Origin of the sequence: Paraburkholderia phenazinium, from assembly GCF_900100735.1 — a bacterium.
GTDB classification, from domain to species: Bacteria; Pseudomonadota; Gammaproteobacteria; order Burkholderiales; family Burkholderiaceae; genus Paraburkholderia; species Paraburkholderia phenazinia.
Genome location: NZ_FNCJ01000021.1, coordinates 73,400 through 85,928, shown reverse-complemented (window position 1 = coordinate 85,928; position 12,529 = coordinate 73,400). Strand labels below are relative to the sequence as shown.

The 12,529-nt window shown below is 61.1% G+C and carries 14 protein-coding genes and 2 pseudogenes; 7 read left to right on the top strand and 9 right to left on the bottom strand.

Annotated features, from left to right (window positions below):
- The first annotated feature begins 204 nt into the window (after positions 1–204).
- Complete coding sequence (locus BLQ92_RS32655) at positions 205–924, top strand: IS6 family transposase (RefSeq protein WP_090692673.1); 720 nt, start codon at positions 205–207, stop codon at positions 922–924.
- 56 nt (positions 925–980) lie between these two features.
- Here BLQ92_RS32655 and BLQ92_RS32650 read toward each other — a convergent pair whose 3' ends face one another.
- A complete protein-coding gene (locus tag BLQ92_RS32650) occupies positions 981–1,172 on the bottom strand; it encodes a DUF2964 family protein (RefSeq protein WP_090692670.1) in 192 nt (63 codons plus the stop codon).
- Between the two features lie 290 nt (positions 1,173–1,462).
- Between BLQ92_RS32650 and acs the strand changes: the two genes are divergently transcribed.
- The 3 genes from acs (at position 1,463) to BLQ92_RS32635 (ending at position 4,937) form a co-directional block, all read left to right on the top strand.
- A complete protein-coding gene (acs, locus tag BLQ92_RS32645) occupies positions 1,463–3,439 on the top strand; it encodes an acetate--CoA ligase (RefSeq protein ID WP_090692446.1) in 1,977 nt (658 codons plus the stop codon).
- Positions 3,440–3,538: 99 nt separating this feature from the next.
- Positions 3,539–4,144: an acetate uptake transporter gene (locus tag BLQ92_RS32640; protein ID WP_090692442.1), complete on the top strand. Its 606-nt coding sequence runs from the start codon at positions 3,539–3,541 to the stop codon at positions 4,142–4,144.
- A 49-nt stretch (positions 4,145–4,193) separates the two neighbouring features.
- Entirely contained in the window at positions 4,194–4,937 is a 744-nt protein-coding gene (locus BLQ92_RS32635; protein WP_090692438.1) for a YoaK family protein, read from the top strand.
- A gap of 278 nt (positions 4,938–5,215) precedes the next feature.
- Here the strand turns inward: BLQ92_RS32635 and BLQ92_RS41510 are convergent.
- Positions 5,216–5,356: pseudogene (locus BLQ92_RS41510) on the bottom strand (IS6 family transposase); the annotation flags it as partial.
- 2 nt (positions 5,357–5,358) lie between these two features.
- Here BLQ92_RS41510 and BLQ92_RS40930 point away from each other — a divergent pair.
- Together BLQ92_RS40930 and BLQ92_RS32625 are read left to right on the top strand one after the other, a co-directional pair.
- Positions 5,359–5,484, top strand: a pseudogene (locus BLQ92_RS40930) (YeeE/YedE family protein); the annotation flags it as partial.
- Entirely contained in the window at positions 5,481–5,921 is a 441-nt protein-coding gene (locus BLQ92_RS32625) for a YeeE/YedE family protein (RefSeq protein WP_090692435.1), read from the top strand. The pseudogene BLQ92_RS40930 and the gene BLQ92_RS32625, both read left to right, overlap by 4 nt.
- 29 nt (positions 5,922–5,950) lie before the next feature.
- Here the strand turns inward: BLQ92_RS32625 and BLQ92_RS40275 are convergent, their stop codons facing one another.
- Positions 5,951–6,256 carry a hypothetical protein gene (locus tag BLQ92_RS40275; RefSeq protein WP_090692432.1) on the bottom strand — a complete coding sequence of 102 codons (306 nt, stop codon included), beginning with the start codon at positions 6,254–6,256 and terminating at the stop codon, positions 5,951–5,953.
- A gap of 86 nt (positions 6,257–6,342) precedes the next feature.
- Between BLQ92_RS40275 and BLQ92_RS32615 the strand changes: the two genes are divergently transcribed.
- The gene (locus BLQ92_RS32615; RefSeq protein ID WP_090692429.1) at positions 6,343–7,074 is read left to right on the top strand and encodes an IS6 family transposase; all 732 of its coding nucleotides are present in this window, start codon (positions 6,343–6,345) and stop codon (positions 7,072–7,074) included.
- 199 nt (positions 7,075–7,273) lie between these two features.
- On the opposite strand, the gene BLQ92_RS32610 is transcribed toward BLQ92_RS32615, so the two are convergent.
- From BLQ92_RS32610 to BLQ92_RS32585, 6 genes are all read right to left on the bottom strand, one after another.
- Positions 7,274–7,774, bottom strand: coding sequence for a hydrogenase maturation protease (locus tag BLQ92_RS32610; RefSeq protein WP_090692426.1), 501 nt, complete (start codon positions 7,772–7,774; stop codon positions 7,274–7,276).
- Positions 7,771–9,060 (bottom strand): Ni/Fe hydrogenase subunit alpha, encoded by a 1,290-nt coding sequence (locus tag BLQ92_RS32605; RefSeq protein WP_090692421.1) that lies wholly within the window; start codon positions 9,058–9,060, stop codon positions 7,771–7,773. Before BLQ92_RS32605 ends, BLQ92_RS32610 begins: the two co-directional genes overlap by 4 nt.
- Positions 9,050–9,868, bottom strand: a complete 819-nt coding sequence (locus BLQ92_RS32600; RefSeq protein ID WP_244106514.1) for an NADH-quinone oxidoreductase subunit B family protein — start codon at positions 9,866–9,868, stop codon at positions 9,050–9,052. The genes BLQ92_RS32605 and BLQ92_RS32600 overlap by 11 nt, the downstream gene beginning before the upstream one ends.
- A gap of 1 nt (position 9,869) precedes the next feature.
- A complete protein-coding gene (locus BLQ92_RS32595; protein ID WP_090692417.1) occupies positions 9,870–10,709 on the bottom strand; it encodes an FAD/NAD(P)-binding protein in 840 nt (279 codons plus the stop codon).
- Position 10,710: 1 nt separating this feature from the next.
- Complete coding sequence (locus BLQ92_RS32590; protein ID WP_244896702.1) at positions 10,711–11,085, bottom strand: cyclic nucleotide-binding domain-containing protein; 375 nt, start codon at positions 11,083–11,085, stop codon at positions 10,711–10,713.
- 70 nt (positions 11,086–11,155) lie between these two features.
- Entirely contained in the window at positions 11,156–12,319 is a 1,164-nt protein-coding gene (locus BLQ92_RS32585) for a 4Fe-4S dicluster domain-containing protein (protein ID WP_090692410.1), read from the bottom strand.
- Positions 12,320–12,529 lie beyond the last annotated feature (210 nt).

Below are 12,529 nucleotides of genomic sequence, written 5' to 3'. Positions count from 1 at the left end.
TACCGGCCGCCGCGTCCTCTTCGTTTCCAGTGATTTCATATCCTGTCTCCGGCGCGCCTTACGGTACTGCAGCCTTGGCCGACACCATGATGGGGGTGACGGTATAGTCAGCCGATTGCAGACGGTTGACGTAGAACGGGCTCTGGTGCAAATGGGCTCGAGGAATCGGTTAGAGTTGTCAGCCTGAAGAACGGGTAGCCGATGATGAGCAAGCGAAAAGGTATGGAAGGGTTGTTCGACGGGCGGCATTTTGATCGGGAAATCATTGTTCTGTGCGTGCGCTGGTACCTTCGCTACAAACTCAGCCTGCGTGATCTGGTCGAGATGATGGCCGAGCGGGGACTTTCGCTGGCGCACACGACGATCATGCGCTGGGTGAGACGTTTTACACCGGAGTTCGTCAAGCGCTGGAATCAGTTTGCCGTACCGACAGCCCGGTCATGGCGCGTTGACGAGACCTATCTGAAGATTCGAGGCAAATGGGTTTATCTCTACCGGGCGGTAGATCGGGCCGGCCAGACGGTGGACTTCGTGCTCAGAGCCAGGCGAGATGTGGCGGCGGCCAAGGCCTTTTTCAGCAAGGCCATCAAACATCAGGGCCAGCCGCCGAAGACGATCACGCTCGATGGATATACCGCCTCACACCGGGCGGTGCGTGAGATGAAGGCCGATGGCCTGTTGCCTGAGGACACGGAGGTCCGGACCTCGAAGTACCTGAACAACCTGATCGAACAGGATCATCGAAACATCAAGTCCAGAACGAAGGTGATGCTCGGTTTCAAACGATTCAGGAGTGCCGCGACCACGATTTCAGGCATCGAGTTGATGCATCGCATTCGCAAGGGTCAGTTTGACGTCTGGGCTCTCGGGCACAAGGATACCGCTGCATTGTATGTCTGGAACGCGGTCCTGTTTTCCAAATAAGGCATCCTTAATTATTCAAAAAAAATCTCTGCCCCGCGGGCTATTTGCACCAGACCTCAAGTGTCGTCACCGGTCGCTGGCACCAGCAGGACGACGAAACTGGCAACGCCGGCGACGAGTGCGAGCGCACCATAGTGGATAAAGGCTGGACTGTCGAACAGCAAACCACGGATGGCTGCACCCATACCCGCCAATGCCGTAAAAACGGCCACCGCCGCCAGGATGATTCTGGGTTCTGCCTGGACCATCATGTCCCCCTATGCTCAGAGCACGCGATTCCGTACCGGCGTGACGATCGCCAACAGTCAATGACGAACTCATCATCGCCCCGCCGGAAGTATTGCGATTGATTTGCATCAAGCACCGGCCGCTCTCCCCTCAGTCCTTCCCTTGATGTGTATCAACCGCCCGATCGGCCGTGTGGTTATAGTTGACCTACACGCACCCACTCGCACCACGGCCATCAAGAGCCTTCTTTCAGGCGACTCGCCGTTTCAGGCTTCGTCTTATCCCTGACTTTCATGTGAGGAGACACTGGATGCCCACTATCGAGCTCAATCAACTCAACACCGCGGCGCAGCGGATCCCAGCGCTCAAGCACGCCACCATCGACGGCATGGAGGCTTACCATGCGCTCGTGGCCGAGGCTGAACGCGATCACGAAGCGTTCTGGGCGCGGCTTGCCAGAGAGCATCTCGAGTGGCGTCGGCCATTCACAAAAGTGCTGAACGATACTAACGCGCCCTTCTATCAATGGTTCGAAGACGGCGAACTCAACGCGTCATACAACTGCCTGGATCGCAACCTCGCCAACGGACTCGCCGGCAAAACGGCCATCGTGTTCGAGGCCGACGACGGCAAGGTCACGCGCATCACATACCAGGCGCTCTATCACCGCGTGTGCAGACTCGCCAACGCGCTGCGCGCGCGCGGCGTGAAGAAAGGCGACCGGGTGGTGATTTACATGCCGATGTCAGTGGAGGGTGCCGCTGCCATGCTGGCGTGTGCGCGCATCGGCGCGCCGCACTCCGTCGTGTTCGGCGGCTTTTCCGCCAAATCGCTACATGAACGGATGGTCGATGTCGGCGCGGTGGCCGTGATGACGGCCGACGAACAGGTGCGCGGCGGCAAGACACTGCCGCTCAAGACGATCGTCGATGAAGCCCTTGCGATGGGCGGCGCCGAAGCCGTCAAAACGGTCGCCATCTATCGGCGTACCGGCGGCCGGATCCCCTGGGTCGCCGGACGCGACACGTGGCTGCACGAGCTCGAACGAAACCAGCCTGATACCTGCGAGCCGGAATGGGTCGGCGCCGAACATCCGCTATTCGTGCTGTACACATCAGGGTCGACTGGCGCGCCTAAAGGCGTTCAGCACAGCACCGCTGGTTATCTGCTGTGGGCCGCCGTGACGATGAAATGGACCTTCGACATCAAGCCGGCCGATGTCTTCTGGTGTACCGCCGATATCGGCTGGATCACCGGTCACACGTATATCTGCTATGGCCCGACCGCAGTGGGCGCAACCCAGGTCATCTTTGAAGGCGTGCCCACCTATCCGAATGCAGGCCGCTTCTGGGACATGATCCAGCGCCATCAGGTCAGCATCTTCTACACCGCACCGACCGCCATCCGGTCTCTCATCAAGAGCGCCGACGCTGACACCGCCGTGCATCCTCGCAGTTTCGACCTGAGCAGCTTGCGCATTCTCGGCACGGTCGGCGAGCCGATCAACCCGAGTGCATGGAACTGGTACGCCGAACATGTTGGCGGTGGCCGCTGTCCGGTGCTCGATACGTTCTGGCAAACCGAGACAGGCGGCCACATGATCTCGCCGTTGCCAGGCGCTACCCCGCTCGTCCCGGGATCGTGCACGCTGCCGATGCCTGGCATCAATGCGGCGATCGTCGACGAAACCGGCCATGAAGTGGCCAACGGACAAGGCGGCGTGCTCGTCATCCGCAAGCCGTGGCCGTCGATGATCCGCACGATCTGGGGCAATCCTGAACGCTTTCGCAACGGCTATTATCCCGACGAACTTGGCGGCAAGCTGTACCTCGCCGGCGACGGCGCGATTCGCGACCGGGACACAGGCTATTTCACGATCACCGGTCGTATCGACGACGTGCTGAACGTGTCCGGACACCGTATGGGCACGATGGAAATCGAGTCGGCGCTGGCGGCCAATCCGCTTGTCGCCGAGGCCGCGGTCGTCGGGCGTCCGGATGAAACGTTCGGCGAAGCCATCGTCGCCTTCATTGTGCTGAAAACGACGCGGCCCACCGGCGCAGAGGCTAAGCGCATAGCGGACGAGTTGCGCGCCTGGGTCGCCAAGGAAATCGGTCCGATCGCGAAACCGAAAGACATACGTTTCGGCGACGCCATGCCCAAGACGCGCTCCGGCAAAGTCGTGCGCCGCTTGTTGCGCTCAGTCGCGAAAGGCGAAGCGATTTCGCAGGATACGTCGACCGTAGAGAATCCCGCCGTGATTTCCCAGTTCGCCGATTCGATCTGAGCGCTCCGGCGTTCGATTGCGATGTGACCCTTGCGCGGCGCCAGTCTTCACGACAGTCGCGCAAGCTATGTCTACTTCTGTTTGCATGAGGAGTTCATCATGAATATCAAAGCCCCTAATCCCGCTGCACTGGGCCTCGCCAGTTTTGCCTTGACGACCTGGCTGCTCAGCATGATCAACGCCGGCTGGTTCAGCGGCGATTCGATGGGCATGGTGCTCGCCGTCGCTTTCGCTTATGGCGGCACCGCGCAGATGCTCGCCGGACTCATGGAAATACCGCGCGGCAATGGTTTCGGCGCGACGGCCTTTCTGAGCTATGGCGCCTTCTGGTGGTCGTTCGCCCTCTTCGTGCTGTTCCTGCACGGCACCGTGCCCGCGGCGTTCATCGGCTGGTATCTGTTCCTGTGGGGCGTGTTCACGCTCTACATGTGGGTCGCGACATGGCGTGCGCCGCGCGCATTGCAACTGGTGTTTCTGTCTTTGTGGATCACTTTCTTCGTGCTGGCAGCGAGCGAATGGACCGGCCTCGTGTGGTTGCACCACGCCGGCGGTTACCTCGGTCTGCTGACGGCGCTGCTGGCTTTCTACCTGTCGGCGGCTGAGATCATCAACGAAACGCATGGGCACACGGTGCTGCCGGTGGGAACCGTCGTTCAGAAGATCGACGTGACCATCACGGTCACCGAGGGACTCCGCGGCGCCTGAAAGCAGGCGGCGGCCATCGCACCGCCGCTCACTCGGATAAAATGTCGGCATGCCGATCAACTATCTTCGAGGATTCACGAAACCTGAGCGCAGCGACGCGGCGAATCTGCGCCTCGGACGATCGCTAGCTTTCGTCGCCGGTGCGGCCAACGCCGGCGGCTTCCTCGCTGTGGGGCAGTACACATCACACATGTCGGGCATTGTGTCGTCGCTCGCCGACAACCTCGCGCTCGGCGAAATCAATGCGATCGTTACGGGATTGAGTTCCTTGTTGTCGTTCCTTTTCGGGGCCGCCACGTCCGCAATCATGATCAGCTGGGGGCGGCGCCAGCAATTGCACAGTCTGTATGCAATGCCGTTGATGCTCGAGGCTACGCTGCTCCTCTGCTTTGGCCTGCTTGGCACAAATCTCGAGACCCATCGCGTCCTTTTCGTACCAGCGACCGTCTGTCTTCTGTGCTATGTGATGGGGCTGCAGAACGCCATGATCACAAAGATCTCAAAGGCGGAGATCCGCACGACGCACGTCACCGGTCTTGTGACTGATATCGGCATCGAACTCGGCAAGTTCTTCTACTGGAACGTTGGCGCAACGAGCGGGAGCGCAGTCCGTGCAGATCGCGAGAAACTGCGCATCCTCGGATCGCTCCTATTGTCGTTCCTCGCAGGTGGCCTGACAGGCGCCATAGGCTTCAAGCACTTTGGGTTCATCTCGACCATTCCCCTTGCTCTCGTACTTCTTACTCTCGCCGCTGTTCCGGTCTTCGACGATATGCTCGCGCAGCGCCGGTAGAGTATTTTTCGCAATGCCCCCTGTTTCGCGCTGCTCGACCGCTGGTCACGTCACGCCGCGGGATTGGGTGACGGGATACGTCGAACAGAAACGTTACCCCTTCCTTGATTGGAACTGAACGGCATCGAATTCATATTGCGCCTCATCGAAATGCAATTAACGTGGACTGGCTGCGTATCGAGCGCTGCGAACCGCTAGTTATTCGCTTCCGGAATGGCCTTGACGGTTCTGGTGCAAATAGGTAAGCCGGTCTAGAATTTTCCTATAGGTAGGATACCTTATCTATCGAACAGGACGGCATTCCATACAGCGGGCGCAGCGGTATCCTTGAGGCCGAGCTTCGCGAAATTGAACTGACCCTTGCGAATGCGATGCATCAACTCGATGCCTGAAATCGTGGTCGCGGCGCTCCTGAACCGGATCCGGCTGCACCTCAGGCCACGGCATTCTCGGCGTGGCACGTTTCTCGAAGCGCTCGCTGGCCGCGACCGCCACTTTTCTCACCACAGGCGTCGTCGCCGCGACCGTCATGGGCGCGGTGCGATGAACCGGCAGTCCTTCACACGTCTCCTCGTCGCCCTGCTGGCAGGCGCGATCTTCGGCTTCGGCCCGTCCTTGTCTGGCATGATCGATCCGGCACGCATCACCGGCTTCCTCGACATCGCCAGCGGCCGATGGGATCCGAGCCTGCTCTTCGTCCTTGGCGGCGCGGTCCTGGTCGCTGTGCCGGGGATCATGCTCCAGCGCCGGATGGCAAAGCCGGTCCTCGACGCGCGGTTTCATCTGCCTGAAAAAACCGCGATTGACGCGCGCCTGCTCGCCGGTTCGGCGATCTTCGGCATCGGATGGGGCCTTGCCGGCTTTTGCCCTGGGCCTGCGGTCTCGGCGCTTTCGACAGGCCTTGCCCCGGTCGCGCTATTCGTTTGCGCCATGGTGGCAGGCATGATCCTGCACGACCGGGTTCTCCCGCGTCTTTTGCCATGATCTCTGCGCCTGACCTGGCGGCCGTGGGCTCAGGCGGCCTTGTCGGCTTCGCGGTTGAGCGTTGATGCGATGACGCGCTCTGGCATCCTCTGCTCCAGAAACAGCGTGTAAATTCGATGAAATGTAGCAATTTCTTCGCCGTGTCCAGGGACAAGCACGACCCGATCGGTCTGGAGGCTTTTCTTCTCACCGCGCCGCAAAATCGCCTTGATCTGGTGGCCCTCGTCGAACAGTTGACGACGAAGACCTAGTCCAGGCGGGCCACCCTGTCGATAACCTCTCCTTCGTCGACCGTGATGCCGCCTTCTTCGACAGACACGCTGCGCTTCCCGCATTGCCGGTCCTCCCGCATCGACACGCGCAACCGAGCCCACAGCGCGGCTTTGTCACGTTACTGAGGCTGTCGCGTAGAATTCTTGAGATGAAAAATTCCAGATCGCTCTATCACGGGCATCGCTTTCCTGCGGTGGTCATCAACTGTGCCGTTCGGTGGTACTTTCGGTTTCAGTTGAGTTTGCGTGATATTGAAGAGTTGCTGTTCGAGCGCGGCATCGAGGTGAGTTATGAAACCGTGCGCCGCTGGTGCGATAAATTCGGTGCCGAGTTCGCGCATCGGGTAAAGGCTGTCCGGCGAAAACCGGGCAGCACATGGTATCTCGATGAGTTGTTCGTGACGTTACTTGGTGAACCTTATGTGCTGTGGCGAGCGGTCGACGAGCACGGCGCCGAACTCGATATCCTGCTGCAGAAGCGGCGCGACACGGCCGCAGCCGAACGATTCTTCAAACGCGTACTTCGTTCGTGCCCGGTGCCGCGCAAAATCGTCACCGATCAGCTGCGCAGCTATCCGGCCGCGAAGTCCAGGATCGCCGCGCTGGTAAATGTCAAACACGTGTTCGTCAAGGCTGCCGCCCGCGTGAACAATCGGGCCGAGAATAGCCATCAACCTACGCGCGAACGCGAGCGGCGCTTGCGCGGGTTTCGCGACCCAAAGCGTACCCGGGCGTTTCTCTCGAGCTTCGGACCGATCCGGCAGCACTTCGCGCTCAAGCGGCATTTGCTGCGCGCTTCTCTTTACCGCAAACAGCTCGCTCAGCGCTTTGACTCATGGCATCGTTTGACCGAGCTTACCCAGAATCCGTCAACCGTCTGAGCAAACACGCAACCCCCATCTGTTTGAGTCATCGACCAGTCAACGTGACAAAGCCCTTTTCACGATTTGCCTAGGCTTGAAACTAGTCACAAGATTCCCTCTTATTTTAAGGAGTGTCTCGTGTCCTGAGAATCAAGGGGCTACTCCAGGCTCATTGCACTGCTTTGCCCGGCTTGATGCATTGCGCGGGGCGTCTCGTCTATGTAACGATTTGCGTGAGTCGCGCCACCTCCACAATGACTCGCTGAGCCACCTCCTCCGCGACTGCCTCGACTTCTGCCGCCATGGAATCGCCACCGACAAAAGAGCCGCCTTCAACCCCATAGATGACAATATCCCGTGGCGCAAGCGCCAGCGTGCGGGCAAGTTCGACGGTTTCGGCGACGCCCAGAGCATGGCTCGAGGCGAAGGACATGCCGCGCCGCAGTTGCTCCGTAGCCAGATCGAGCCGGTGAATGCGCCCTCGCGCGGTCGCAGGCGCAACGGCGTCCACCAGCACGAGCGCATCGAATCCGGCCCAGTCCTCGATCAGCGACAGCACATCGCCGCTGCGCTCGACCACCGCCACATCGCCAGACAGCCGCCCCGCAAGGCGGCGTACCACGATCGTGCCGATACCATCATCGCCGCGATCGGGATTGCCCATGCCGACCACCAGCACCTTGCGCGGCGCGTTGGGTTGATCGCCGCTGTGCGTCATGTTCTGTGCAACGAAAGTTTAAGGGAGTGAGCGGCACACGAAATACAGGGGTCGTAGTTCCGGATGCTCTGTTCGCATCGATCCCGCAACACGTCTTCGGGTTGATCGAGCATGGCGGTCGCTACCACAGTCAGATCGGATTCGATGCTCGGTTGGTTCTGGGAGGTAGGTGGCACAATGCGCGCTTCGACGATTGCCCCGTCCGCATCGCAGCGATATCGATGCCAGCAGATGCCCCGCGGCGCCTCAGTACAGCCGAAGCCCACAGCCATGCGCGTTTCGACGGGTACCGAGGCAAACTCAGGAGGCTCATAAGCCGCGATCAGTCTCAGCGCCTCTTCGCAGGCGTAGACGATTTCGAGCGCTCGCACGACAATGCTCTGAAACGGATTCCGGCATTTCGGGCCGATTCCCGCTTCAAGGGCGAGCGTCTGAACCGACGCCGGCAGGCGATCGAAATTGAGTCCGTACCGTGCCAGCGGGCCCACCAGATAGGCCCCGCGCCGTTTTAGCAGCGAATGCAGCGCAGTGGAATGCGCGACGTGTCGCTCTTCAAACTCGGTTTCGTAATCGGCCACGTCGATATCCAGGCCGCGGCTCGACACGATCCGCCCTTCGTTGAACGGGTATTCGTCCGGGTGTCGCAGCGCCACGAACTCGTAGTCCCGCTCGAAATCCGGAAAATCAAAGCTCGCGACCCAGCGCACCAGTCCCACGGCAAGCCCGAGCGCCTCTTCGAGGTGTTCGGCGACTGGCGCAAGCTCGGCGCGGCCGGGCACACGGTGGAAGCCGCCCACCTTCACACTGACCGGGTGGATCTCGCGCCCCCCAAGCACCCTCATCAGCTCGTTTCCCGCCTTCTTCAGGACCAATGCCCCGCGGACGATGTCGCCGTGCTCACGGGCCATCTGGATGACATCCGGGAAGCCCAGAAAGTCCGGTGCGTGCAGCATCACCACATGCAGTGCATGACTACCGATCCACTCGCCGCAGTAGATCATCCGGCGCAGTGCGCGAAGCTGTCCGTCCACCTTGATCCCAAAGGCATTTTCAACTGCATGCACGGCACTCATCTGGTAGGCGATCGGGCAGATGCCGCAGATGCGCGCCACGATGTCGGGCAGCTCAACCACATTTCTGCCGCGCAAAAACGCCTCGAAGAAGCGCGGCGGTTCGAAGATATTGAGCTGCGCCGACGTGACGCGGCCGTCCTTGATATGCAGATCGAGCGCGCCCTCCCCCTCGACGCGGGTCAGATAGTCAACCCGGATCGTCTTAGTCGTCATGAGCCTCGCTCTCCTTCAGAAACGCGGGCGCCGCTACGTTGAACGTGCGCAAGGCATGCCGGACAATCTGTGGTGTGGCGCCAAGCACCTGCCATTCGCGCGCCAGCGCGGCCACGTTCGGCGTCTCCATCGGACCGTAGCAGCCGTAGCAGCCGCGCCGGAACGCGGGGCAGATTGCGCCGCACCCTGCATGGGTCACGGGTCCGAGGCAAGGCGTGCCCTGCACCATCACGCAGACTGTGCCGCGCTGCTTGCACTCCACACAGACGCTATGACTGGCGATGGCGGGTTTGCGGCCTGCAAGGAATGCCGAGATGACTTCGATAAGCTGCGTCTTGTCGATCGGGCAACCGCGCAGCTCGTAGTCGACCGGAACATGCGCGGAGATCGGCGTGGAGGTGGCCAGCGTCTTGATGTATTGCGGCGATGCGTACACCGCAGCCACGAACTCGCGGATATCGGCGAAGTTGCGTAGCGCCTGGACGCCGCCAGCGGTCGCACAGGCACCGATGGTCACCAGAAACTTCGATTGCTGGCGTACCGCAAGGATGCGCTCGGCATCGTGTCCGGTGGTAATCGATCCTTCGACCAGCGACAGATCGTACGGCCCCTCACCGATGGCGCTCGAGGCTTCCGGGAAATTGGCAATCTCGATGGCATCGGCAAGCGCGAGGAACTCGTCCTCGCAATCTAGCAACGAGAGCTGGCAGCCGTCGCAGGACGCGAATTTCCACACCGCGAGCCGGGGGCGCTTTCGTGCGTTTCCTGTGCTTCCCGCGTTTCCTGCATGCATGTCAGGCTGGTTCATGTCAGATCTCCCGGATCGCGAAGATGCCGGCGATCTTGTCGAAGCGCATCACGGGGCCGTCCTTGCATATGAAGGCCGGCCCGAACTGGCAGTGGCCACACAGCCCGATCGCGCACTTCATATTGCGTTCCATTGAAAGATAGATGGACTCGGGCGCGACGCCAGCGTCAAGCAGTGCATTGGCCGTAAAGCGCATCATCACCTCGGGGCCGCAGACGAGCGCCACGGTCTCTTGGGGGTCGAATTGCGCGCACGCGATCAGCGCTGGTACCACACCCACATGGCCATGCCAGCCTGGGTCCGCATGATCGACGGTGACCTCGACTTCAACATCGAAGCGCCTGCCCCACTGTGCCAGTTCCCGGCGATAGAGCAGTTCCTGCGGGCTGCGGCTGCCCACCAGAATGACGACACGGCCATAGCTGCGGCGGTTGGCCAGCACCTGATAAATCGCCGGGCGTAGCGGCGCGAGGCCAAGACCGCCCGCGACGATCACAAGATCCGCCCCTTCGGCCGCTGCGACGGGCCAGCCTGTCCCAAACGGGCCGCGCAGGCCGATGGTCGCACCGGTCTCGAGCTGGGCGAGCGCCGCGCTGACGGCGCCGACATGACGAACGGTATGAACCAATGCCCTTTGATTCGCCGGGCTGCCGCTCATACTGATCGCCGCCTCGCCGACACCGAAGACGTACAGCATGTTGAACTGCCCTGCCTCGAACGCGGGACATGAACCCGCCCGCGGGACAAGCTCCAGGGTGGTCGTGTCAGGGAGTTCGCGACACACCCGGTCGACCCGGTAGACCTGCGGGACGAACGGATTCGGCGACTCGGTGGCGGCCATCTCAACGTTTTCCGTAGACATCGAGCAGTTGGAGCCGCGTGGCATCCAGACGCTTCAGGAAGACCGGCAGGAACCGCTTCATCATCTCGTAGCCGAGATCGTGGTCCGCTTCGCATTTGCCGCGCAGACACTCGGCATCGATGCCGATCGCACGCGTCAGTTCGACGGCCCTTGCATCGAAGGTCCAGCGATACGGAGGCACCAGCCACGATGCTCCCACGATCTCGTCGCTGCCCAACGTCGTGACCACGATAGGCTGCTGACCGGGGGCCACGATTTCGAGGGCGACCTTGCCGTGGCGGATCAGGAAGAACTCGTTGGCAGGCTCCCCCTCGCGGAACAGATAATGCCCCGTCGCGAAGCGATGGTTTCTCACGCACCCGGCTATCATGCGGCTATGCCCTGCAGTGAAACCCGCAAAAAATGGCTGTTCGCCCAGAATCCGCTCAAGTCCCTCCATGTTTTTCCTCCTTGCCCGCGTGGCCGGTAGCGCGAATCGCTGCGGCCTCCTCGGTGAGGTCTATTCCGACCGGGCACCAGGTAATGCAACGACCGCATCCGACACAGCCGGATGTGCCAAACTGATCGATCCAGTTCGCGAGCTTGTGAGTCATCCATTGCCGGTAACGCGAGCGTGCCGTCATGCGTACACTGCCGCCATGGATGTACGAGAAGTCCATCGTGAAGCAGGAATCCCACTTGCGAACGCGTTCGGCCGATTGCCCGGCCAGATCGCTGTGGTCCTCGACCGTCGTACAGAAGCAGGTCGGGCATACCATTGTGCAGTTGCCGCAACTCAGGCAACGATCGGCAACCTCGTCCCAGCGCGGATGATTCGGGTTGCCTTGCAGCAATTGCCTGATGCCATCCGTGTCGAGACTGCGGCCCATCTGTGTGGCGGTATGGGCGACGACCGCCTCGGCGGCCGCACAATGGGTATGCGCTGCGGGTCGATGCGGAATCTGTCTGAGCACCTCGGCGCCAGCCGGGCTGCCGACCTCCACCAGAAACTCGTGGGTGCTTGCGTCCAGCAGCTCGGTTAGCGCCAGGTCGTAACCCGCCTGCGCCTTCGGCCCCGTCTGCATCGAAACGCAGAAGCAGGTTCCGCCAGCCTGCGCGCAATTCACGGCAACAATGAACGTTTCCCTCCGACGTGCGCCATAGACCGGATCGACGTACGGTCCGTCGCAAAACACCCTGTCTTGAATAGCAATGGCGTGAATCTCGCAGGCGCGCACGCCGATGAACGCGAATCTCGGGGGCGGCTCATTGGTGTCGGCAATCGCCAGCCCCTGCTCGGTATTTCGGACTTCCCAGAGCTTGTGGATCGGCGGATGCAAAAAGCGTTTCCACGATTGGGGACCCACGGCGAAGCCAAAGAGTGCCGCATCGTCGCGACGCTCGAGCCGATAGCGGCCCGCTTCCTGATGGTCGGTCCAGCCCGCCGGCAGATCGCTGACGCTGGCGATGCTGTCGTAGACGATCGCGCCGTCGCGCACGGTGGGTCCGCACACCTGATAGCGGCTGGCGACGAGAACATCGATCAGCGACTGGATGGCATCCAGGGAGACGAGCGCTGTTTCCCTGTCTGACAACGAGTTGTTCGCCATTGCCGTTGCTCCGAAAAGAATCGGATGTATGCCCCATGCCCTGCGACCTCAACCAGCCCAAATGCGAGGCGCTCGGCCGTTTCAAGGTCCGCACTTCTGTCGAACTCACGATGGACGTGATTCGGGCCTGTTACTTTGACCTGCATCAACTATTAGTCTGCCACGTTGCCCACGCTTCGTGCGCCCCTCACGCAAACAGAGGCGCGCACG